The following is a 20,472-nucleotide window of genomic DNA, read 5'->3' as shown; positions in this document are numbered from 1 at the left end:
AATTCTTTTTGCTTTTTGCTTTTTGATTGAGCAAATCCCGGCAGGCTGCGGTCTGCCGGGATTTGTCTTTTCACGGTTAAACACGCGGCTGCGCTCTGCACAGGAAGCGCTCAAACGATCCGTTTCCCGTCCAGCACCGCCTGCGTAAGGGTATCGCCTTCATACACCAGCTTGAGGGAGAAATAAGGCCGTTCCTCATTCAGCAGCCGGAAGAAGATCTTGTCGCCCTCCCAGATGGGCAGTTCAGCCGCCTTATCCTTCGGCACCCATTCCAGCACGCCTTCCCTGCAGGCATCGCCCTGCACCATCTCGCCCGTCCATTCATCAGCGGTGTACAGGTGGATGAACTCGGTCATGTTGCCCCAAATAAAGGTCAGCAGACCCCGGGCGCGGAAGCGCTTCAGCGTCAGGCCGGTCTCCTCCTTCACTTCCCGCAGCAGACAGTCCTCCGGGCTTTCAAACCGCTCAAACTTTCCGCCCACGCCGATCCATTTGTCGTGGTTGTAGTCGTCCTGCTTTTTGATGCGGTGCAGCATCAGGTAGGCATCGTCCCGTTCCAGATAGCACAGCGTGGTGCTGAAAATGGGAAATTCCGGGTTCATGAAGGCTCCTAGATTCATTGAGTTCTCCTTTTGATTTTGTTTTTGTGGAAAATGCCGTTTTACGCTGCGGCCCCTCCCGGGAAAAAGCACCCCGGCAAAGCCCGCAGGCTTTGCCGGGGTGCAAACCAAAAATAACTTTTTCCTCTGAATATGCCAGAGCAACGCGGCGGCAATTTAAAATCATTGCCCCTTCCGGCTTGCTCTTCCCTTGCCCGCATTGTTCAGCTTGCGCACAAGGTCGTTCTGATGCTTGCGCTGGCTGGGCGTGGGCTGCGGGTCTTTGGCCTCCTCGGCGCGGCGTCCGCTCTGGGCGGTGTCCGGATCGATGCGTTCCAGCGTCCACTCCTGATTGCCGCCTGCTACAAAGTTCCAGATCTGGGCCTGTGCACCGTTGGCGGTGTTCATGCCCACAAGGTCAATGTATTTATCCGCCAGCACATTGCGGATGCGGGTGCGCCCGCTGCGGGTGGGCTCCAGCGCCCAGCACTGGCTCAGCCCGCTGGTGCGGCTCCACTGGTGCAGCCATGTGCCCTCCACCACACCGCCAAGGGCCAGATCCATCATCTTTCCGGTAAAGCGGTTGCAGATTCGCCAGCGGCCCTCGCCTGCGTCCACGAACTGCCACTGCTGCCACGGATGGCCCGCATAGCTCCACAGCTGGATGGCCGCGCCGTTCTCGGTGTTGAAGTTCTTTACTTCCAGCACCTTCCCATTGGGGGCTTTGATGATATAAAATTCATTTTCCAGAATGACTGCCTGCGATGCCTTTGCCATAGAGCACGACTCCTTTCCAGTTTGGTAGCCCTATTATAACGTATTTACCCTTTGTCAGCAAGGATGCTTTTCCATAATCTTTTTACGTTTTATTGTGCATTTTGACATGATTCCCGCAACGATAACGTTTACGCACAACAAAACCGTCTCTGCAGGGAATTTCTTTACACTCCGGCCCGTCTTGTGATACAATAAAGGCACATGCTTTAAGGGAGGGAATTGCCATGACCAACGAAACCTTGGAAACCATCAAAACCCGCCGCAGCTGCCGTGCCTATAAGCCGGAGCAGATCACAAACGAAGAACTGGATGCCGTGCTGGAAGCCGGTACCTACGCCGCCAGCGCCATGGGCCGCCAGAGTGCAAAGATCGTGGTCGTGCAGGACGCTGCCGCCCGCGCCCAGCTCACCCGCATGAACGCCGCTGTCATGGGCAGGGACACCGACCCCATGTACGGCGCTCCCACCATTCTGGTGGTGCTGGCCGATGCTCACGCCGCAAATGCCGTACCCGACGGCAGCCTTGTCATGGGCAACCTGATGCTGGCTGCCGCTTCGCTGGGGCTGGGCAGCTGCTGGATCAACCGCGCAAAGGAAGAGTTTGAAACAGAAGAGGGCAAGGCCCTGCTCCGGCAGTGGGGCATCGAGGGCGATTGGGTCGGCATCGGCCACTGCATTCTGGGCTACCCTGCTGCAGACCCCAAGCCCGCAGCACCCCGCAAGCCGGATTATATCGTAAAAGTGTAAGGAGAACTATGAAGCCTGATTACAAGCTGGTCGCCAAGGCCAAATATATCCACGCCGCCGCCGACCTTGCCAGTGAACTCTGGCATGAGGTGTACAAGCGCTATTACCCCGCAAAACAGCTGGACACCCTTGTGGAAGAGCTGCAGAGCGCCGATGCCATTGAAGAGGACATCGACAACGATGTGAACTACTTCCTCGTGGTTCTGGGCGGCAAGACCATCGGCTACTTTGCGTGGAAGATGGAGAACACCGCCCTGCACCTGATGCACCTGTACCTCAAGCCCGAATACCGCGGCAAGGCACTGGGCCGGGACATCGTGCTCTCCTGCGAGCGGCTGGCCCGCGGCGAGGGCAAGGGCCGTGTGTGGTGCACCGTGCACGCCAAGGCCCTGCCGGTGCAGCAGTTCTTCAAGGCCCTGCGCTACCGCAATTTAAAGCCCGCCGAGCAGGAAAACGGCACCGTCCCCCGGGACGAAGTGGTGTTTGAGCACACGCTGGGCTAAAAAGCTGCAAAAGCTATTGAAATTTCTCCCCGTTTGTACTACACTGGTGTAGTGTAATAAAGTGCCTGCCTGTGGGCGGCATCTGCAAAAAAGGAGAACGACATGGCAAAAGATCATCCTACCGGCCAGTCCGGTCTGTATCAGGCATTTTTGCAGCTCAAGACTCCGGAACAGTGTTACCGTTTTTTACAGGATGTGTGCAGCTATTCCGAGCTGAGCGCAATGGAGCAGCGCTACAACATTGCCGAGATGCTGGTGGACAAGCGCATCTACACCGAGATCATGGATAAGACCGGTGCATCCAGCGCCATCATCAGCCGGGTAAGCCGGGTGCTGAGTGCCGACGACAGCGTGTTGCGCGCCTTGCTGGAAGCGGAAAAAGCTGCCGACGATCAAAACTGAACTTCCACACAAACCATGCCGCGTGCCGCCCGTGCGGTATGCGGCTTTTATCATTCAACCGGGAAGGCAGAAGTCCCCACGCCAGCGGGGTACTTCTATCGTTTTTCCTCATGCGGCGCAGATGCGCCGTCTTCATCAGAAATCAGGGAGGTTTGATTTTTATGAGCAAAGCTGTTGTATTTTTTGCCGAGGGCACCGAGGAATGTGAAGCCCTGCTGGTGGTCGATCTGCTGCGCCGCGCCAAGGTGGAGGTGACCGCGGCCAGCGCATCCGGCAGCCGCGAGATCGTGAGCAGCCACAAGGTGCATATCACCGCCGACGCACTGGCCGAAGAGGTGGATTATTCGGATGTGGACATGGTGGTGCTGCCCGGCGGCATCCCCGGCACCCCGAACCTTGCCGCCAACAAGACCGTTACCGACACCTGCGTTTCCTTTGCAAAGAGCGGCAAAAAGGTAGCTGCCATCTGCGCAGCACCCAGCGTGCTGGCATCTCTCGGCCTGCTGGAGGGCAGAAAAGCCACGGCGCACGCCGGTTTCCAAGACAAATTGGCCGGTGCTGAGGTGCTGGATACCGAAGTGGTAGTGGACGGCAATATCACCACCAGCTACGGTCTGGGCGGTGCCATCCCCTTTGCGCTGGAGCTGGTGCGCCAGCTGGCCGGGCAGGCTGAGGCCGACCGCATCCAGAACGCCATCGCCTACCGCCACTGAGGGAGGAAACTGAAATGCGTTTTGTCACCTGCCGCCTGCCGGACGGCGTAGAAGATCCGGCTATTCTTTCGCCGGACGGCACACAGATCTGGCCGCTGAGCTGGCTGGGTCTTTCCTACGAAACCCTGTCCGACGCCATCCCCTTTCTGACCCCGCAGGTTCGGGCAGGCCTGCAGCTTGCCATTGCGGGCATCCCGGCCCTGCCCGTGGATGCCGTGCAGCTGCAAAGCCCCATCCCCTGCCCGGCGCAGGATGTGGTGTGCCTTGGCATCAACTACATGGCCCACTCGGACGAAGCGGAGAAATACTCTGCCGATGCCTTTGCAACCAAACATCAGGATGCCATTTATTTTTCCAAGCGCGTTTCCCGCGCTGTGCCGGACGGCGGCTTTATTGAAGCTCACACCGACCTTGTGCAGAAGCTGGACTACGAATGCGAACTGGCTGTGGTTCTGGGCAAAGATGCCAAGGATGTGCCCGCCGGGCAGACAAAAGACTATGTGTTCGGCTACACCATCCTGAACGATGTTTCCGCCCGCGATGTGCAGACCGCCCACAAGCAGTGGTACTTCGGCAAGAGTCTCGATGGCTTCACGCCCATCGGCCCCTGCATCGTTACCGCAGACGAGTTCGGCACCTACCCGCCCAAGCTCGGCATCCGAAGCTTTGTCAACGGCGAAAAGCGGCAGGACTCCAACACCGGCCTGCAGATCTTTGATATCGACCACGTGATCCACGAGCTGACTCAGGGCATGACCCTGAAGGCCGGCACCATCATTGCCACCGGCACCCCGGCAGGCGTGGGCATGGGCATGGACCCGCCGCAGTTTCTGAAGCCCGGCGACACGGTGCGCTGCGAGATCGACGGCATTGGTAGCCTGACCAACACCGTGCGGTGAGCACTGGCATTTGTGCCAAATATCCACTGTGTTTTCCGTCTGTTTGCATGAAAATCCGCAGCGGCACTGCTCTTTTCGGAGCGGGTGTGCTATACTGGCTGTATGAATGAAAAATGCGGCCCCGGGCCGCAGAAGGGGTAAATGAACTATGAAGGAATACGCATTCGGCATCGATCTGGGCGGCACCACCGCCAAGATCGGCCTGTTCAAGACCACCGGCGAACTGCTGGAAAAGTGGGAAGTTCCCACCGACACCTCCAACGCCGGTGAGCACATTCTGAAAAATCTGGCCGCTGCCGTGCAGGGCAAGATGCAGGAAAAAGGCCTTGCCGCTGAGCAGATAGAGGGCGTGGGCGTGGGCGTGCCCGGCCCTGTGCTGGACAGCCGCATCGTGCCCATCATCTGTGCAAACCTCGGCGGCTGGGGCAAACACAATGTGGCCGAAGAGCTTGGCGGTATGCTGAGCGGCATCCGGGTCCTTGTGGGCAATGACGCCAACGTGGCCGCTCTGGGCGAGATCTGGATGGGTGCCGCCAAGGGCTGCCGCAGCGCGGTCATGGTCACGCTGGGCACCGGCGTGGGCGGCGGTGTCATCGTCAACGGCAAGGTCATTGATGGCACCCACGGTGCCGGCGGCGAGATCGGCCACATCACCGTGGACCGCCACGAGACCGCCGCCTGCGGCTGCGGCAAGCACGGATGTCTGGAGCAGTATTCCAGTGCCACCGGCGTTGTGCGCTGCATGAAGAAACTGCTGGACGAGAACCCGGACACTCCCTGCACCCTGCGCGGCACCGAGTTTGCCGCCAAGGACGTGTTTGATGCCGCCCGCGATGGCGATGCCCTTGCCGCCCGTGAGGTGGACGAGATGACCGACACGCTGGGTCTGGCACTTGCCAGCATCGCCGCCACCACCGACCCCGAGATGTTTATGATCGGCGGCGGTGTGTCCCGCGCAGGCGAGGTGCTGTTTGCCCCGCTGCGGGAGCATTTCAAGGTCTATGCCTTCAAGTCCTGCTGTGAGACCCCCATCGTGCCCGCTATCCTCGGCAACGATGCTGGTATCTATGGTTCTGTGCGCCTGATCGTGGGTGAATGATTCAGCGGTATTTTCTCAGAAACTTAAAAACCCGGAAACGACGGTCGTTTCCGGGTTTTTCTTTGTACGTTCAATAAAATTTACAGCGTATCTTCCCCCGGCAGCTGATTCCACAGGCGGTAATAAACGCCCTGCTTTGCCAGCAGCTGGTCGTGGGTGCCGGATTCTACGATGCCCTCTTCGCCCAGCACGAGGATCCGGTCGTAGTCCTTGATAGTGGTCAGGCGGTGGGCGATGGTCAGGGTGGTGCGGCCATGGGCCAGCTTTTCCAAGCTTTGGCCCACCAGGATCTCGCTTTCGTTGTCCAGTGCGCTGGTGGCCTCGTCCAGAATGAGGATGGGCGGGTTCTTCAGGAACACCCGCGCAATGGCGATGCGCTGCTTCTGTCCGCCGGAGAGCTTGACACCGCGCTCACCCACGTAGGTGTCAAAGCCGTCCTTCAGGGCCAGAATGAACCGCTCGGCCCCCGCCAGACGCGCCGCTTCCATGATCTCTTCGCGGGTGGCGCCGGGCTTGCCGTAGGCGATGTTCTGGGCCACCGTGCCGCTGAACAGGTACACGTCCTGCTGCACGATGCCGATGTCCTGCCGCAGGCTCTTCAGAGTGACATGGCGGATGTCCTGCCCATCGATCAGGATGCGGCCGCTGGTCACCTCGTAGAAGCGGGGGATGAGGTTGCACAGGGTGGTCTTGCCGCCGCCCGAGGGGCCGACCAGCGCCAGCCGTTCGCCCGGCCGGATATCCAGACTGACGTTGTGCAGCACCTTGTTGTGGTCGTCCGGGTACTCAAAGCTGACGTTTTCAAACCGGATGTCACCGGGGCCGGGCTGCAGCGGTACCGCATCCGGGGCGTCGCCGATGGTCACAGGGGTGTCCATGATCTCGGCAAAGCGCTCGATGCCGGTCATGCCGCGCTGGAACTGCTCGGCAAACTCCACGATGCGGCGGATGGTGGCAATGAGGGTGGTGACGTACAGCATATAGGCCACCATGTCACCGGCGGTGATCCTGCCGTACACCAGCGAGAGGCCGCCTGCCAGAATGACCACCAGATACATCAGGCCGTCGAACAGGCGGGTGGAGGTGTTGAAGGCACCCATGGCGTAGTAGCCGAGGGTCTTGATCTGCTCAAAATCCCGGTTGCCCTTTGCAAACTTCTCGCGTTCCTCATCCTCGGCTGCAAAGGCCTTCACGACACCCTGCCCCAGCAGGCTGTCCTCAATGGTGGAGTTCAGCTCGCCGATCTGCACGCGCTGTTGGCGGAACCGCGCCCGCAGCCGTCCGTTCAGGTAAACGGACACCACGCCCATCAGCGGCACGCAGGCGAACACCGCCAGCGTCAGCGGCACACTGGCCCGGCACAGGATAATAAAGGACACCACGATCTTGATGGCCGCAATGAAAAATTCCTCCGGGCAGTGGTGGGCGAACTCGGTCACATCGAACAGGTCGTTGGTGATGCGGCCCATGATGGTACCCACCTTGGTGTTGTTGTAGTAGGTGTGGTCCAGCTTGAGCAGGTGGTCAAAGGCATCGCGGCGCATATCCGTCTCGATGTGCACGCCCATGATATGACCGATGCTGGACATGTAATAGCTGGCTGCACCGTCGATGATGCGCAGCACAAAATAGAGTGCTGCCAGCCGCAGCACGATGCCCGCCGTCAGGGTGATGCCCACGCCCATGGCGGCGTTGGTGATGGTGCTCATGATCTTGGGCAGCACGATATCACACAGGGTGGTCAGCGCTGCACAGAACAGGTCCAGAAACAGGGTCATTTTGTACTTTGCCAGATAGGGCAGAAAACGCCGGATCAGCGCACCGCTGCCTGCGTGGTGCGCCCCGGGGTCGTTGATCTTGGTTTTTGACATGGTTCCTCCGTTTTTTGATTTTCTTCAAGCTTTTACGATTCAAGACGTTGCAGATATTTTTCAGCTGGCTCGCCCTCTCAGTCATCTCGCCTTGCTCGATGCCAGCTCTCCCAAAGGGAGAGCCCTTGGCAAAGAGATGAAGTTTGCGTGGACTGCCAAAGGCTCCCACTCTGGGGGAGCTGTCGCGCAAGCGACTGAGAGGGCGAGGCCGTTTTTATTTTTACACTTTTTTACTGTAATCCCGCTCGCCGTAGATGGCGGTGCCGATGCGCACAAGGGTGGCACCCTCCCGGATGGCGTTTTCAAAGTCGCCGCTCATGCCCATGGAGAGGGTCTCCATGGACACGTTGGAATAGCCGCGCTCTCCGGCCTGCGCAAACAGCTTGTACACCTCGGCCAGATAGCGGCGGTTGCGGGCATCGTCGTCGTTCACGGGCGGAATGGCCATCAGCCCCTTGACCCGGATGTGCTCCTGTGCGGCAGCAGCATCCAGCAGCGGCCAGAGCGCTTCCGGTGCCACGCCGGTCTTGCTCTCCTCGCCACCGATGTTCACCTCCAACAGCACGTCCTGCACGATGCCGGCCTTGGCTGCTTCCTTCTCGATGGCGTTCAGCAGATGCTCACTGTCCACGCTTTGGATGAGGCTGGCACGGCCCAGCACTTTTTTAATTTTGTTCGTCTGCAGATGGCCGATAAAGTGGCTGGGCTTGCCGCAGTAAGCACCTGCGTCAAAGTTTGCGCACAGCTCCTGTACATGGTTCTCACCGAACACATCGATGGGCAGGGCTGCGCTTGCAGCCACGGTCTGTGCTGTGCGGGTCTTGCAGGCGGCGCACAGCTGCACCGCTGCCGGGTCGCGGCCTGCTTCACGGGCCGCGGCTGCCATCTTTTCCCGGATCTCTGCCACGGCCTCCTGCATCTGTTCCAGATTCTTTTCTGCCATGATGCTCAGTCCTCCTCGGTATACTTGGCGCGCTCGCCGCCGATGAGCTTCGGGCGGGTGCGGGCGCACAGAATGTTCGCTTCACCAATTTTGGAAAGGCTCAGCCGCACCGGCACCGCCACACGCTTCAGGTGCATCCCGATCAGGGTGCCGCCGATATCAATGCCTGCATGGGCACGGATCTCTTCCACGGCCACAGGCTCCCGGAACTTCTTCCAGCAGGTAGTGGCCCAGCTGCCGCCTGCGTGGGGGCGCGGCACCACGCACACCTCTTCCCAGCCGTATTTTTCGGCGGCTTCGCGCTCGATGATAATAGCGCGGTTCAGATGCTCACAGCACTGTGCGGCCAGCCAGATGCCGTTTTCGGCCAGCACTGGGGCAATGCCCGCGTACACGGCCTGTGCCGCCTCGAGGCTGGAATCCTTGCCAATGTGCCCGCCCACGATCTCGCTGGACGAGCAGCCCACCACGAACACATCGCCCTTTTTCAGCTTTGCTTCGGCCAGCAGTTCGGTCACTGCCTGCCGGGCCTGCGTCTCGATCTGTTTTTTGAATTCTTCTGTCATAAAAAACACCTCGGTTTTTATCAAAGATCAAAGATTTGCACTGCGCACCTTTTCGCTGCCTGCAAGGCCGAGATACAGCCTGCTCTCCACCGGGCACAGAGCTGTCACGCTGCCTGCACCCTTGCTGGAGACCGTCCGCTTCCAGCTGCCGTCTGCCGTATCTACAGCTTCCGCGCAGGGCGCATCGGCAGGCAGACTGAATAGCTTTTCCTGCAGATTCCGGCCTGCACGCAGGGCAATGCCCCGCAGCAGGGTGCTGTCGGCGTTCTTTTCCAGCCAGCTGCTGCGCGCCCACCGGTAGCCGATGTACAGGATGCCGTCTGCATCCACAGCAAGCGCACCGGGATACCCCGGCAGGCCGGAAACAAAGCTCTGGCAGTTTTTACCGCCCGCCGTCAGGTCGCGGGCATCGGCGGCAGCGCTCCACACGCAGCGGTTCCCAAGGTCAGCCACGAACAGCGTGCTGCCGTCCCGGCTCAGGGCCAGCCCGGAAGCACCGGCCACACCGCCCAGCACCTTCTGCACCGTGCGTGCTGCCGGGTCGTATACATACACGCAGCCCGTGCCGGTGTGGGCCAGCAGTTCGGTGCGCAGAGTGCTCTCCAGCCCATCCGCGGCACTGGCACTGGCAGCAACAGCAAAGTAGATCCTGCCGTCCGGCGCGGCTTCCACCGCCGAGACTGCGCCCAGCGGTGCACCGTCGATCTGGGTCACTACCTGCTCCACCGCCGTGCCCCAGCTGTCGTGGGCGGCGCGGCACAGGCTGCCGCCGCCGGGCGTAAGGATGCTCAGCCACAGGTCCCCGCTGCCGTCAAAGGCAAAACCGGTCAGCTCACCGTCCACGGAAAGGATGGCCGCATCGTGTCCGCCGTCGGTGCGCACAAGGTCGCTCGTGCGCTTTTTTAAGGCTGCGCCGTCGTATGCTGCGGCATACACAAGGCCGTCCTGTGTGCGGATGCAGTCCACACCCTGATATTCGCCCAGATCCAGCGTTCCCTTATGATCGGTGGCAAGGGCCGTCTGTGCTGCACCGGTGTCCTGCCGGACATCCGGCGCGGTGTAGCCTTGTGGCGGCGTATCGATGGGCCGGAACACCAGTGCATACACCAGCGCCAGCAGGATGCACACGCCAAACACCGTGCTGGCCGTGCGGAACCGCTTGAGCAGCGCGTCCCGCTCCACCGCCATCTGGGCCGCATACTCGGCACGGCGGCGGGCAGCGCGGGCATTGGCGCGGTTTGCCCGGCGCATCCAGCGATCCACGAACAATGCCACCTGCGGCCCGATGGTGAGCGACGCAATGGCAAGGATGAGCAGAAATTCAACAAGTCCGATCCTCATAGGGCTTTTTCCTTTATCTTCAGAGCTTTTTCAGGGGGGTATCCCCTTATCGTTTTAGTATAGCATCTGTGGCGCGGCAGTTCAAGCACCCAACTCTGTCTCCCGGCTTTTGCCGCCGCCTGCCGCCTTTTTCTCCATCTTTCCTGCCAAAGCCTTTTTTGCCGTGCTGAAATATGCTATACTGATTATAAATATGGCATTCTGCACCGGAATGCCGCGTGTCAGTGTAAAAGAGGATAACATGGAAGCATTCAAATATCATGTGCAGCCGGGCCGCTACCGGCATTTCAAGGGCAACGAATACGAAGTGCTGGGCATGGCTCGCCACAGCGAGACCGAAGAGGAAATGGTGGTGTACCGCGCCCTGTACGGGGAACGTGGGCTTTGGGTGCGTCCTGCCGCCATGTGGTGCGAGACCGTGGAGCGGGACGGCAAAGTGCAGCCGCGCTTTGTGCGCATTGAGGAGTGAACCGGCAGTTTTTGCCGATGGGATAAAATGGAGGGTGATACTTTTGTACAGTGAACAAAAACAGGCGCTTGCCGCCGAACTGAGCTTCAAGCATCCGGCAGTGCTGGCTGTCAGCGGTTCCGCAGGCAGCGGCAAGACCGCTCTGCTGGCCGCGCTGCTGCCGGTGCTCAAGAGCCGCGGGCTGAAGGTGGGCGTGATTCGCGAGGCTGACGATCTGCGCCTGCCCGCCGAGACCGACCGCCTGCATGAGGCCGGTGCCGAGGGTGTGGCCGTGTTTACTGCCGGGCGCTATCTGCTTACCGAGCAGTTCCGCCTGAACGAGCAGGACCTGCTGGCTTTGTTCGAGCGCCACGGCTACGACCTTGTACTGCTGGAAGGCTTTGGCGACAGCGGCTGGGCCAAGATCGAGGTGGTGCGCAGCTCGGTCAGCCCGGTGGGCACCGCGTTCCAGCCCATGGCCATCGTGGGCGATGTGCCGGACGCTGATTTTGCACTGGACGATCCTGCTGCTCTGGCAGACTGGATCGAGAACCAGATGCCGTCCCTGTAACGGAGGTTCTGCATGAAACTCATCCGTACCGAAGACGCTGTCGGGCAGGTGCTCTGCCACGACATCACACAGATCATTCCCGGCCAGTTCAAGGGAGCACGCTTCCGCAAAGGGCACATTGTCCAGCCGGAGGATATCCCTGTGCTGCTCTCCATTGGCAAAGAAAATCTCTATGTCTGGGAGAAGCGCCCCGGCATCCTGCATGAGGACGAAGCCGCTGCCCTTTTGTACAAGGCAGCGGCGGGCCGCAACATCCACGGCACTGAGCCGAAGGAAGGCAAGATCGAACTGGTTGCCGACTGCGACGGTCTTTTGAAGATCGACCGCGCCGCCCTGCTGGCTGTGAACCGCACACCCCAAATGATGATCGCTGTCATCCACGGCGACCTGCCCGTGAAAAAGGGCCAGAAGCTGGCCGGCACCCGCATCATCCCGCTGGTGATCGAGCAGGAGAAGATGGATGCCATGCAGGCTGCGGCAGGCAGCGAACCCATCCTGAACGTGCTGCCTTTCCACCCGAAAAAGTTTGCGGTCATCACCACCGGCAGCGAGGTGTTCAAGGGACGCATCGAGGACAAATTCACCCCCATTCTGGTGGGCAAGCTGGCCGAATACGGCTGCGAGATGACCTATCACAAAACCTGCGACGATGACCCCGCCGGGATCACCGCCGCCATTCTGGAAGCAAAGGCCGCAGGCTGCGAGCTGATCTTTACCACCGGCGGCATGAGCGTAGACCCCGACGACCGCACGCCGCTTGCCATCAAGAACACCGGTGCCGAGATCATCACCTATGGCGCACCGGTGCTGCCGGGTGCCATGTTCCTTGTGAGCTATCTGGACGGTGTGCCGGTGTGCGGCCTGCCCGGCTGCGTGATGTACGCCAAGCGCACCATTTTTGACCTGCTGCTGCCGCGCCTGCTGGCCGATGACCCCATCACTGCCGAGGACATTGCCCGGCTGGGCGAGGGCGGGCTGTGCTTAGGCTGCGCCGAATGCCACTGGCCCAACTGCGGCTTCGGGCATTGCTGATCTTCAGCTTGCTCGCCCTCTCCGTCTTTGCTTTGCAAACCCACCTCTCCCAAAGGGAGAGGCCTTGGCAAAGAGATGAAACTTGCGTGGACTGCCAAGGGCTCCCACTTTGGGGGAGCTGGCGAATGAAATGAGCCTGAGAGGGCGAGGACGTTTGAAAATTTGATTCATTTTAACAAGAAAGATACGATCTTTATGAACGAAAAGAATCTGACTCATTTTGATGCGTCCGGCAGCGCCGTGATGGTGGATGTGAGCGAAAAGCCCGTCACTGCACGGCAGGCTGTGGCCCGCGGCATCATCACTATGAATGCGGCAGCCTTTGCCGCTGTTCGGGACGGCACCGCCCAGAAGGGCGACGTGCTTGGCGTGGCCCGCATTGCAGGCATCATGGCGGCCAAGCGCACCAGCGAGCTGATCCCCCTGTGCCATCCGCTGCCGCTGAGCAAGCTGACTGTGGATTTTCACCTTCTGCCCGAACAGCAGGCCGTAGAGGCCGTGTGCACCGCCAGGACCATCGGCGTGACCGGCGTGGAAATGGAAGCTCTGACCGGCGTTTCTGCCGCGCTGCTCACCATCTACGATATGTGCAAGGCCGTGGATAAGGGCATGGAGATGGGCGAGATCCACTTAGTCGAGAAGACCGGCGGCAAGAGCGGGCACTATGTGCGGGCCGAGGGCGGCTATGTTTGATGCATACGGCCGCAATATCCACTATCTGCGCCTTTCGGTCACCGACCTGTGCAACCTGCGCTGCCGCTACTGTATGCCGGACGGCGTGCCAAAGCTGGCCCACGAAGATATTCTGACCTATGAGGAATTTCTGCGGCTGGCTGCGCTGTTCGCCCAGTGCGGCATCGACACGGTGCGCATCACCGGCGGTGAACCGCTGGTGCGCCGGGGCGTGGAACAACTGACGGCGGGCCTGAAAGCCATTCCCGGCATCCGCCGCGTTGCCCTTACCACCAACGGCGTACTGCTGGCCCAGAAGCTGCCCGCCCTGCTGGCGGCGGGCCTTGACAGCGTGAACATCAGCCTTGACACCTTGCACCCGGAGACCTTCCGGCGCATCACCGGAAAAGACGAGCTTGCCGCCGTGCAAAACGGCATCCGGGCGGCCCTTGCCAGCGGCATACCGGTCAAGCTGAACTGTGTGCCGCAGCCCGGCGTGAACGAGGGCGAGCTGGAAAGCCTTGCTGCCCTCGCACAGGAGCATCCGCTGCAGGTGCGCTTTATTGAGATGATGCCCATTGGCTTTGGTGCCGGGCTGCCCGGCCTTTCCGGCCCGGAACTGCTGGAGCGCTTTTACCGCCGCTGGCCGCAGCTGCAGCCGGTGACCGGTGCGGCCTTTGGCGATGGGCCGGCGGTGTATTATTCTGCGCCCGGCTGGCGCGGCAGCATCGGGTTGATCGCTGCCGTGCACGGCAAATTCTGCGCTTCCTGCAACCGGGTGCGGCTGACAAGTCAGGGCTTTCTGCGTCCGTGCCTTGCCAGCGAATCCGGCACCGACCTGCGTGCTCTGCTGCGCAGCGGCGCGGACGACGCGGCCCTTTTGCAGGCCATTCAAAACACGATTCTGGCAAAACCCCGGGAACATCACTTCGGCCAAGGCTCCATGCCCGCCACACGAGGGATGTACCGGATCGGAGGGTAACACAAATTTATGGGTAAAATTCTGGCTATCTGCACAAGCCCCCGGCGCGGCACCTTGAAAACGCCGGTGCCGTCCGCTGTTCTCACCCCGGAGTGGGGTATTGTGGGCGATGCCCACGGCGGCAGCTGGCACCGGCAGGTCAGCCTGCTGAGCGCGGAAAAAATTGAAGCTTTCCGTCAAAAGCTCTGGGTGGACTACGGTGCCTTTGGCGAAAATCTGGTGGTGGAAGGGTTCGATCTCGCCACCCTGCCGGTGCCCAGCTTTTTTGCCATTGGGGATGCCGTGCTGGAAATGACCCAGATCGGTAAAGAGTGCCACAGCGACTGCGCCATCCGCCAGCAGACCGGCGACTGCATCATGCCGCGGGAGGGCGTGTTCGCACGGGTGGTAAAAGGCGGCACCATCCACACCGGCGACGAGATGAAGCTGCTGCCCACCCCGGCAGACCTGCCCCTGCGCGCGGCGGTGATCACCCTTTCCGATAAGGGCAGCCGCGGCGAACGGGAGGACAAAAGCGGCCCACTCATTGTGGAGATGCTCACCGCCACAGGCTACAAGGTGGAGGAAGCGCTGCTTCTGCCGGACGATGCCGCCCAGCTCAAAACCCAGCTGCTGCGCCTTGCGGATGCCCGTCAGGTGAACCTGATCCTCACCACCGGCGGCACCGGCTTTGCACCCCGGGATATCACCCCGGAGGTGACTTTGAGCGTAGCCGAACGCAACGCGCCCGGCATTGCCGAGGCCATGCGGTACCATAGCCTTACCATCACACCGCGCGGGATGCTGAGCCGTGCCGCCAGTGTGCTGCGCGGCAAGACCCTGATCGTGAACCTGCCGGGCAGCCCTAAGGCCGTAAAAGAAAACCTCGAGTACATCCTGCCCAGCCTTGCGCACGGCATCCGCCTTGCCGCCGGGCTGGACGGCGAATGCGCCCGGAAGTAAAAAAGTATCCCGGTGGGCGGCACCGCATCCTGTACCGTATCAAATGCAAAGATTCATTTTAAAAACAGGAGCGCTTATCATGGACAACACTAAAATTTCCCGCCGCAGCTTTCTGGCTGCTGCCGGTATCGCCGGTGCCGCTGCGGCCCTGACCGCCTGCGGCTCCTCCGCTTCCAGCACTGCATCTTCCGTGGCAGGCTCTGCCGCTGCTTCTTCTGAAGCTACCGGTGGATCCATGGAGCTGATCGTGTTTGCCGCCGCATCCCTCACCGAGACCCTCACCGCCATCGGCGAGATCTACTCTGCCGAGAACCCCGGCGTGACCCTCCGCTTCAACTTCGACTCCTCCGGCACCCTCAAGACCCAGATCCAGGAAGGCGCGGACTGCGACCTGTTCATCTCCGCCGGTCAGAAGCAGATGAACCAGCTGGACAGCACCGCTTCCGCCGATGTGAACACCGAAGGACTGGACTTTGTGGACAGCGATTCCCGCGTGGACCTGCTGGAGAACAAGGTCGTTCTGTGCGTGCCCGAGAATGGCGATAAGGGCATCGACAGCTTCGATTCTCTGGCCGAGCACCTCAAGGCCGAGGACATCCTGTTCTGCATGGGCAACAGCGATGTGCCCGTGGGCCAGTACACCCAGAAGATCCTTGCCTACTACGCTCTGGACGAGGAAGCACTGGCCGCAGCCGGTGTCATCACCTACGGCTCCAACGTCAAGGAAGTCACCACCCAGATCACCGAAGCCAGCGTGGATGCCGGTGTCGTGTACTGCACCGATGCCTACAGCGCAGGCCTGACCCCCGTGGATGAGGCCACCAAGGAGATGTGCGGTCAGGTCATCTATCCTGCCGCCGTGCTGAAGGCCGCCCCCAACGCCGAGGCTGCCAGGGAGTTTCTGGCCTATCTGCAGACCGACCGCGCCGCGACCGTGTTCGAGCGCGTGGGCTTCACCGCACTGTAAATCCGTTGTTTTTCAGAGCTTCCCCTCCGGGGGAAGCCTTTTTATTCGGAGGTATCATTTATGGACTGGTATCCCCTTTGGAACAGCCTGCGCATCGCCCTCGTCAGCTGCGCGGCGGTGTTCTTCCTTGGCATTTTTGCCGCCTACTATATTGCCAAGTTGCCGCGCACTGTCAAGGGCGCGCTGGACGTGGTGCTCACCCTGCCCATGGTGCTGCCGCCCACGGTGGTGGGCTATTTTCTGCTGCTTTTGTTCGGCGCAAAGCGGCCGCTGGGTGCCTTTTTCATGGAGCATTTCGGCGTGAAGCTGGTCATGAACTGGTACAGTGCCATCTTTGCATCCATCGTGGTGGCCTTTCCGCTGATGTACCGCACGGCGCGCGGCGCGTTTGAAAACTTTGACAAAACGCTGGCATGGTCGGCGCAAACGCTGGGCCAGTCGGACGTGTGGATCTTCTGGCGGGTGCGGATGCCCTGCTGCCGTCAGGGCATTCTGGCCGGCACGGTGCTGGCCTTTGCCCGCGCGCTGGGCGAGTACGGTGCCACCAGCATGATCGCAGGCTACACCCCCGGCAAGACCGCCACCATTGCCACCACCGTGTACCAGCTGTGGCGCACCAACGACGAAGCCGGTGCCATGCGCTGGGTGCTGGTGGATATCGTGATCTCGGCAGTGGTGCTGCTGGCCGTGAATCTGCTGGAGAAAAAACAGAAAGCAGGTGGCCGCGCATGAGTCTTGAAGTGAACATTACCAAAAAGCTGGATGGCTTTACCCTTCACGCCAACTTTGCCGCGCGCAGCACCGCCACGGCCATTCTGGGCGCGTCCGGCTGCGGCAAAAGCATGACCCTGCGCTGCATTGCCGGTATCGTAAAGCCGGATGCGGGCCGCATCGTACTGGACGGCCGGGTGCTGTTTGACAGCGCCCAGCACATCGACCTGCCGCCGCAGCAGCGCGGCGTGGGCCTGCTGTTCCAGAACTACGCACTGTTCCCCAACATGACCGTGGAGCAGAACGTGCTCTGCGGCCTGAAAGCCGAAAAAGACAAGGCCGCCCGCAAGGCCCGCTGCGCCGAAATGCTGCAGGCCATGCGGCTGGAATCCCTTGCCAAGCGCTACCCGGCCCAGCTTTCCGGCGGACAGCAGCAGCGCACCGCGCTGGCACGCATCCTTGTGGGCAGGCCCAAAATTCTGATGCTGGACGAGCCGTTCAGTGCGCTGGACAGCTACCTGCGCGAGGAAGTGGAAGGCGAAGTGGGCAGCCTGCTGGCCGGGTTTGGCGGCACGGCGCTGCTGGTCACCCACAACCGTGACGAAGCCTACCGCCTGTGCCGGGATATGATCGTGATGGATAGCGGGCAGGTGCTGCGCACCGGCGGCACCAAAGAGGTGTTTGCAGACCCGCAGAGCACCACCGCCGCACGGCTGACCGGCTGCAAGAACATTCTGTCCTGTACCCGCGTGGATGCCCACACCGTGCGCCTGACCGGCTGGGATGCGCCCCTTCACCTTGCCGCCGAGGTGCCGGAAACCTGCACCGCCGTGGGCATCCGCGCCCACGACTTTGCCCCCTGCGCACCAGCTGCGCCGAACGCTCTGCCGGTGCAGCTGAACTCCACCAGCGAGAATCCCTTTGACTGGAACCTGATCTTTACCGCGCCGGACGGCACCACCCGCCTGTGGTGGAAGGTGAGCAAGACGAACCTGACCGCTGCGTCGCCGGAGGCACCGGCGTTTCTGGGCACTGCACCGCAGAACATCATGCCGCTGGGGTGACGGACAGCGTAAAAACCGCCCTGCAGGGCGCTGTGGAAAGCAGCGGCTTTGCAAAGCCGCACAGCACATCCCACGGCCAAACAGCCGCACCTTATCCACAAGCTCACTATTATATGCGCCAAACTCGGAATTGTGCAGGTCGGAAAGCACCACCATCCGGCTGGGCCTGCGGTCTGCCCTGCAAACTCCGGCTGTGCAGGGCCGTTTTTCTGTGGTATACTGGTATTGGAAGCAGCCCGCCGCTGCGGGCACTTTTTTGAAAAGCATTCACGCAAACTTCACAGCTTTTTTTTATTCTTGCTGTATGATATTCTGGTCAAGAAGTCTATTATTGAGGAAGGTGTCTGTATTATGGCTAAGATCCTGATCGTTGACGATGAGCCGCGCATCCGCGAGCTGATCCGCGAACATTTACAATATTCCGGTTATATCTGTGAAGAGGCCGCCGACGGAACAGCTGCGCTGACCCAGCTTTCCGGCGGAGCCTTCGATCTGGTCATTCTGGACCTGATGATGCCGTTCATGGACGGTATGACCTGCCTGCGGGAGATGCGCGCCCGCCACATCAACACGCCAGTCATCATCCTGACCGCCCGCGGCGAGGAATACGATAAGCTGGCCGGCCTGGAGAGCGGTGCCGACGACTACGTTGTCAAGCCCTTCTCTCCCCGTGAGCTGGTAGCCCGCGTCAAGGCCGTGCTGAACCGCACCATGCCCAAGCCCGCCGCTGCCTCCGACACCATGACCTTTGGTGAGCTGACCATCGACACGGCCAGCCACACGGTGCGCGTTTCTGGCGAGGAGGTGGCCCTGACCCCCAAGGAGTTCGACCTGCTGGTGTTCCTTGCTTCCAACAAGGGCATCGCCCTCAGCCGTGAAAAGATCCTGCAGAAGGTGTGGAACTACGACTATTTTGGCGAGGACCGCACCGTGGATACCCATGTCAAAATGCTGCGGGGCCATCTGGGCAAGTGCCGCAGCTACATTGCTACCGTGTGGGGCATCGGCTACAAATTCGACCCCGACGCAACGCGCTGATAAAGGAGCGAAGGATTCATGCGGCACCATCACTCCCCCGGCATCCGCGGCCAGCTGATGTGGTTTTTGTGTTGTATCTGTCTGTTCCTGCTGGCACTGGTGTGGTTTCTGTCCACCCAGCTGCTGGAACCGCTGTACACCAAGCACATTGAAAAACAGCTGACCACTCAGGCAGAAAGCATCACCGCCGAGCTGGACAAGGCTATTGCAAACGGCGAATCCCTTTCGGCATGGTCTTTTGGCCATCTTACGGTCAACACCACGTTTTTTGACCGGCTTGCCACCCAGCTGTACGCCAGCGGTTCGCTGAACAGCTTCTGTGTGGATATTTCCGATACCACCATGCGCACGATCTATAAGATCGAGAACCAGTCCTACTGCAACCTGCACGAAACGCTGCTCTCGGATTCCGCCAACAACGATATGATCGTTTCCACCGCTGTGGCCATGCGCAAGAAATGCCGCACCACCGGCGGCTTTGTGCAGACCCTGAATCCGCCGCGGCTCTCCGGCTCGGCACAGCTGCTGGTAGGGCGCAACACCTCCGGCGGCGAGTACACCGTTCTGGTCACTACCAGCCTTGTGCATGTGGCCGAAGCCGGCAAGGTGCTGAGCACCGTGCTGCCCATGGCAGCGGCGCTGATCTTTGCCTTTGCCATGACAGCGGCATGGCTGTTCAGTGAGTGGTTCACAAAGCCGCTGCGCCAGCTTTCCAGCGCTGCCCGCCAGATGGCCATGGGCAACTATGCCGTGCAGGTGGATACCCGCCGCAGCGATGAGCTGGGCGATTTGGCCCGGGACTTCAACCACATGGCAAGCGAGGTGCAGCATTCTTCGCAGATGCAGCGCGACCTGCTGGCCAACGTCTCCCACGACCTGCGCACCCCGCTGACCCTTATCAAGGGCTATGCCGAGACGGTGCGCGACATTACCGGCGACGACAAGGCCCACCGCGATGAGCAGATGAACATTATCGTGGACGAGACCGACCGCCTGACCGCACTGGTCTCCAGCGTGATGGAGCTGAGCAAGGTGACCAGCGGTGCCGACAAATGCGAGCGTGTGCACTTTGATATGGGCCAGCTGTGCGACGAGGTGAGTGAACGGTACGATGCCATCTGCGCCCAGAACGGCTGGCAGCTCCAGCTGGAGCTGCCGGACGAGGAACTGCCCGTTTACGCAGACCCCAACATGATGCAGCGCGCACTGCATAACCTGCTGGGCAACGCCATGCACCACATCGGCAAAGACGGCATCTTCATCCTGCGGGCCCAGCGCTGCACCGAGGGCGTGCGGATCGAGGTGGAGGACCACGGCCCCGGCATCTCTGCCGACGACCTGCCCTATATCTTTGATCGGTACTACCGCTCCCGTTCGGATGCCGGCAAGCAGGGCACCGGTCTGGGCCTTTCCATCACCAAGGCCATCTTCCAGCAGCACGGCTTCCGCTTTGGTGTGCAGAGCGCCATCGGCATGGGCACTACGTTCTGGTTCATCATGAACGACCTGCCCGCCAATGCAGCCGAGATGGCCGGGCAGGAATAATCAGGAATAATTTTAAAGCCGGGATGACCGTGTGGTCGTCC

Annotated in this window: 23 protein-coding genes; 17 read left to right on the top strand and 6 right to left on the bottom strand. The window is 60.7% G+C overall.

The annotated features are described in order from the left end of the window. Positions 1 to 110: 110 nt before the first annotated feature. Together DXA66_RS06905 and DXA66_RS06900 are read right to left on the bottom strand one after the other, a co-directional pair. Positions 111 to 620: an 8-oxo-dGTP diphosphatase gene (locus DXA66_RS06905; protein ID WP_044953245.1), complete on the bottom strand. Its 510-nt coding sequence runs from the start codon at positions 618 to 620 to the stop codon at positions 111 to 113. Between the two features lie 162 nt (positions 621 to 782). Continuing rightward, a complete protein-coding gene (locus tag DXA66_RS06900) occupies positions 783 to 1,376 on the bottom strand; it encodes an RICIN domain-containing protein (protein ID WP_097776986.1) in 594 nt (197 codons plus the stop codon). A gap of 224 nt (positions 1,377 to 1,600) precedes the next feature. Here DXA66_RS06900 and DXA66_RS06895 point away from each other — a divergent pair, with 224 nt between their 5' ends. From DXA66_RS06895 to DXA66_RS06870, 6 genes are all read left to right on the top strand, one after another. After that, positions 1,601 to 2,122 (top strand): nitroreductase, encoded by a 522-nt coding sequence (locus DXA66_RS06895; protein WP_118527773.1) that lies wholly within the window; start codon positions 1,601 to 1,603, stop codon positions 2,120 to 2,122. Between the two features lie 8 nt (positions 2,123 to 2,130). Beyond that, positions 2,131 to 2,625, top strand: a complete 495-nt coding sequence (locus tag DXA66_RS06890; protein WP_118527771.1) for a GNAT family N-acetyltransferase — start codon at positions 2,131 to 2,133, stop codon at positions 2,623 to 2,625. A gap of 102 nt (positions 2,626 to 2,727) precedes the next feature. Beyond that, on the top strand, positions 2,728 to 3,027 hold the full coding sequence (locus tag DXA66_RS06885; protein WP_097776983.1) for a YerC/YecD family TrpR-related protein: 300 nt from the start codon (positions 2,728 to 2,730) through the stop codon (positions 3,025 to 3,027). A 161-nt stretch (positions 3,028 to 3,188) separates the two neighbouring features. Next, positions 3,189 to 3,740, top strand: coding sequence for a DJ-1 family glyoxalase III (locus tag DXA66_RS06880; protein WP_118527769.1), 552 nt, complete (start codon positions 3,189 to 3,191; stop codon positions 3,738 to 3,740). Between the two features lie 14 nt (positions 3,741 to 3,754). Further along, positions 3,755 to 4,639 (top strand): fumarylacetoacetate hydrolase family protein, encoded by an 885-nt coding sequence (locus DXA66_RS06875; RefSeq protein WP_118527767.1) that lies wholly within the window; start codon positions 3,755 to 3,757, stop codon positions 4,637 to 4,639. Between the two features lie 148 nt (positions 4,640 to 4,787). Then, complete coding sequence (locus DXA66_RS06870) at positions 4,788 to 5,738, top strand: ROK family glucokinase (protein WP_118527765.1); 951 nt, start codon at positions 4,788 to 4,790, stop codon at positions 5,736 to 5,738. Between the two features lie 80 nt (positions 5,739 to 5,818). Here the strand turns inward: DXA66_RS06870 and DXA66_RS06865 are convergent, their stop codons facing one another. From DXA66_RS06865 to DXA66_RS06850, 4 genes are all read right to left on the bottom strand, one after another. Continuing rightward, entirely contained in the window at positions 5,819 to 7,609 is a 1,791-nt protein-coding gene (locus DXA66_RS06865; protein WP_118527763.1) for an ABC transporter ATP-binding protein, read from the bottom strand. Positions 7,610 to 7,829: 220 nt separating this feature from the next. Next, positions 7,830 to 8,552 (bottom strand): YggS family pyridoxal phosphate-dependent enzyme, encoded by a 723-nt coding sequence (locus DXA66_RS06860; RefSeq protein WP_118527761.1) that lies wholly within the window; start codon positions 8,550 to 8,552, stop codon positions 7,830 to 7,832. Between the two features lie 5 nt (positions 8,553 to 8,557). Then, the gene (locus DXA66_RS06855; protein ID WP_005937663.1) at positions 8,558 to 9,118 is read right to left on the bottom strand and encodes a TIGR01440 family protein; all 561 of its coding nucleotides are present in this window, start codon (positions 9,116 to 9,118) and stop codon (positions 8,558 to 8,560) included. A 27-nt stretch (positions 9,119 to 9,145) separates the two neighbouring features. Then, the gene (locus DXA66_RS06850; protein WP_118527759.1) at positions 9,146 to 10,459 is read right to left on the bottom strand and encodes an SMP-30/gluconolactonase/LRE family protein; all 1,314 of its coding nucleotides are present in this window, start codon (positions 10,457 to 10,459) and stop codon (positions 9,146 to 9,148) included. 241 nt (positions 10,460 to 10,700) lie between these two features. Here DXA66_RS06850 and DXA66_RS06845 point away from each other — a divergent pair, with 241 nt between their 5' ends. From DXA66_RS06845 to DXA66_RS06795, 11 genes are all read left to right on the top strand, one after another. Next, entirely contained in the window at positions 10,701 to 10,928 is a 228-nt protein-coding gene (locus DXA66_RS06845; RefSeq protein WP_154256597.1) for a DUF1653 domain-containing protein, read from the top strand. 34 nt (positions 10,929 to 10,962) lie between these two features. Continuing rightward, the gene (locus DXA66_RS06840; protein ID WP_243089047.1) at positions 10,963 to 11,478 is read left to right on the top strand and encodes a molybdopterin-guanine dinucleotide biosynthesis protein B; all 516 of its coding nucleotides are present in this window, start codon (positions 10,963 to 10,965) and stop codon (positions 11,476 to 11,478) included. A gap of 12 nt (positions 11,479 to 11,490) precedes the next feature. Next, positions 11,491 to 12,510 (top strand): molybdopterin-binding protein, encoded by a 1,020-nt coding sequence (locus DXA66_RS06835; RefSeq protein ID WP_118527755.1) that lies wholly within the window; start codon positions 11,491 to 11,493, stop codon positions 12,508 to 12,510. A 195-nt stretch (positions 12,511 to 12,705) separates the two neighbouring features. Beyond that, positions 12,706 to 13,203, top strand: coding sequence for a cyclic pyranopterin monophosphate synthase MoaC (gene moaC / locus DXA66_RS06830; protein ID WP_118527753.1), 498 nt, complete (start codon positions 12,706 to 12,708; stop codon positions 13,201 to 13,203). After that, positions 13,196 to 14,164: a GTP 3',8-cyclase MoaA gene (moaA, locus tag DXA66_RS06825; protein ID WP_118527751.1), complete on the top strand. Its 969-nt coding sequence runs from the start codon at positions 13,196 to 13,198 to the stop codon at positions 14,162 to 14,164. The genes moaC and moaA overlap by 8 nt, the downstream gene beginning before the upstream one ends. A gap of 9 nt (positions 14,165 to 14,173) precedes the next feature. After that, positions 14,174 to 15,106 carry an MOSC domain-containing protein gene (locus tag DXA66_RS06820; protein WP_118527749.1) on the top strand — a complete coding sequence of 311 codons (933 nt, stop codon included), beginning with the start codon at positions 14,174 to 14,176 and terminating at the stop codon, positions 15,104 to 15,106. Positions 15,107 to 15,185: 79 nt separating this feature from the next. Further along, positions 15,186 to 16,073 (top strand): molybdate ABC transporter substrate-binding protein, encoded by an 888-nt coding sequence (gene modA, locus DXA66_RS06815; protein ID WP_118527747.1) that lies wholly within the window; start codon positions 15,186 to 15,188, stop codon positions 16,071 to 16,073. A gap of 60 nt (positions 16,074 to 16,133) precedes the next feature. Then, on the top strand, positions 16,134 to 16,805 hold the full coding sequence (gene modB, locus DXA66_RS06810; protein WP_118527745.1) for a molybdate ABC transporter permease subunit: 672 nt from the start codon (positions 16,134 to 16,136) through the stop codon (positions 16,803 to 16,805). Then, complete coding sequence (locus DXA66_RS06805; RefSeq protein WP_118527743.1) at positions 16,802 to 17,848, top strand: sulfate/molybdate ABC transporter ATP-binding protein; 1,047 nt, start codon at positions 16,802 to 16,804, stop codon at positions 17,846 to 17,848. Before modB ends, DXA66_RS06805 begins: the two co-directional genes overlap by 4 nt. A gap of 351 nt (positions 17,849 to 18,199) precedes the next feature. Next, positions 18,200 to 18,886, top strand: a complete 687-nt coding sequence (locus DXA66_RS06800) for a response regulator transcription factor (RefSeq protein ID WP_044953253.1) — start codon at positions 18,200 to 18,202, stop codon at positions 18,884 to 18,886. 18 nt (positions 18,887 to 18,904) lie between these two features. Beyond that, positions 18,905 to 20,431, top strand: coding sequence for a cell wall metabolism sensor histidine kinase WalK (locus tag DXA66_RS06795; RefSeq protein ID WP_118527741.1), 1,527 nt, complete (start codon positions 18,905 to 18,907; stop codon positions 20,429 to 20,431). Positions 20,432 to 20,472: the final 41 nt, after the last annotated feature.

It is taken from the genome of Faecalibacterium sp. OF03-6AC, from assembly GCF_003478175.1.
Taxonomy (GTDB): domain Bacteria; phylum Bacillota; class Clostridia; order Oscillospirales; family Ruminococcaceae; genus Faecalibacterium; species Faecalibacterium taiwanense.
Note: the sequence above shows the minus strand (reverse complement) of the source record. Positions and strands in the feature narration are given on the sequence as shown.

Excerpts from the sequence above, each read along its gene's own strand:
- DXA66_RS06820 (WP_118527749.1), top strand. The coding sequence starts at position 14,174 with ATGGGTAAAATTCTGGCTATCTGCACAAGCCCCCGGCGCGGCACCTTG.
- moaC (WP_118527753.1), top strand. The coding sequence starts at position 12,706 with ATGAACGAAAAGAATCTGACTCATTTTGATGCGTCCGGCAGCGCCGTG.
- DXA66_RS06880 (WP_118527769.1), top strand. The coding sequence starts at position 3,189 with ATGAGCAAAGCTGTTGTATTTTTTGCCGAGGGCACCGAGGAATGTGAA.
- DXA66_RS06895 (WP_118527773.1), top strand. The coding sequence starts at position 1,601 with ATGACCAACGAAACCTTGGAAACCATCAAAACCCGCCGCAGCTGCCGT.
- DXA66_RS06870 (WP_118527765.1), top strand. The coding sequence starts at position 4,788 with ATGAAGGAATACGCATTCGGCATCGATCTGGGCGGCACCACCGCCAAG.
- DXA66_RS06860 (WP_118527761.1), bottom strand. The coding sequence starts at position 8,552 with ATGGCAGAAAAGAATCTGGAACAGATGCAGGAGGCCGTGGCAGAGATC.
- DXA66_RS06835 (WP_118527755.1), top strand. The coding sequence starts at position 11,491 with ATGAAACTCATCCGTACCGAAGACGCTGTCGGGCAGGTGCTCTGCCAC.
- DXA66_RS06875 (WP_118527767.1), top strand. The coding sequence starts at position 3,755 with ATGCGTTTTGTCACCTGCCGCCTGCCGGACGGCGTAGAAGATCCGGCT.
- modA (WP_118527747.1), top strand. The coding sequence starts at position 15,186 with ATGGACAACACTAAAATTTCCCGCCGCAGCTTTCTGGCTGCTGCCGGT.
- modB (WP_118527745.1), top strand. The coding sequence starts at position 16,134 with ATGGACTGGTATCCCCTTTGGAACAGCCTGCGCATCGCCCTCGTCAGC.
- DXA66_RS06900 (WP_097776986.1), bottom strand. The coding sequence starts at position 1,376 with ATGGCAAAGGCATCGCAGGCAGTCATTCTGGAAAATGAATTTTATATC.
- DXA66_RS06805 (WP_118527743.1), top strand. The coding sequence starts at position 16,802 with ATGAGTCTTGAAGTGAACATTACCAAAAAGCTGGATGGCTTTACCCTT.
- moaA (WP_118527751.1), top strand. The coding sequence starts at position 13,196 with ATGTTTGATGCATACGGCCGCAATATCCACTATCTGCGCCTTTCGGTC.
- DXA66_RS06890 (WP_118527771.1), top strand. The coding sequence starts at position 2,131 with ATGAAGCCTGATTACAAGCTGGTCGCCAAGGCCAAATATATCCACGCC.
- DXA66_RS06795 (WP_118527741.1), top strand. The coding sequence starts at position 18,905 with ATGCGGCACCATCACTCCCCCGGCATCCGCGGCCAGCTGATGTGGTTT.
- DXA66_RS06800 (WP_044953253.1), top strand. The coding sequence starts at position 18,200 with ATGGCTAAGATCCTGATCGTTGACGATGAGCCGCGCATCCGCGAGCTG.
- DXA66_RS06850 (WP_118527759.1), bottom strand. The coding sequence starts at position 10,459 with ATGAGGATCGGACTTGTTGAATTTCTGCTCATCCTTGCCATTGCGTCG.
- DXA66_RS06855 (WP_005937663.1), bottom strand. The coding sequence starts at position 9,118 with ATGACAGAAGAATTCAAAAAACAGATCGAGACGCAGGCCCGGCAGGCA.
- DXA66_RS06865 (WP_118527763.1), bottom strand. The coding sequence starts at position 7,609 with ATGTCAAAAACCAAGATCAACGACCCCGGGGCGCACCACGCAGGCAGC.
- DXA66_RS06885 (WP_097776983.1), top strand. The coding sequence starts at position 2,728 with ATGGCAAAAGATCATCCTACCGGCCAGTCCGGTCTGTATCAGGCATTT.
- DXA66_RS06905 (WP_044953245.1), bottom strand. The coding sequence starts at position 620 with ATGAATCTAGGAGCCTTCATGAACCCGGAATTTCCCATTTTCAGCACC.
- DXA66_RS06845 (WP_154256597.1), top strand. The coding sequence starts at position 10,701 with ATGGAAGCATTCAAATATCATGTGCAGCCGGGCCGCTACCGGCATTTC.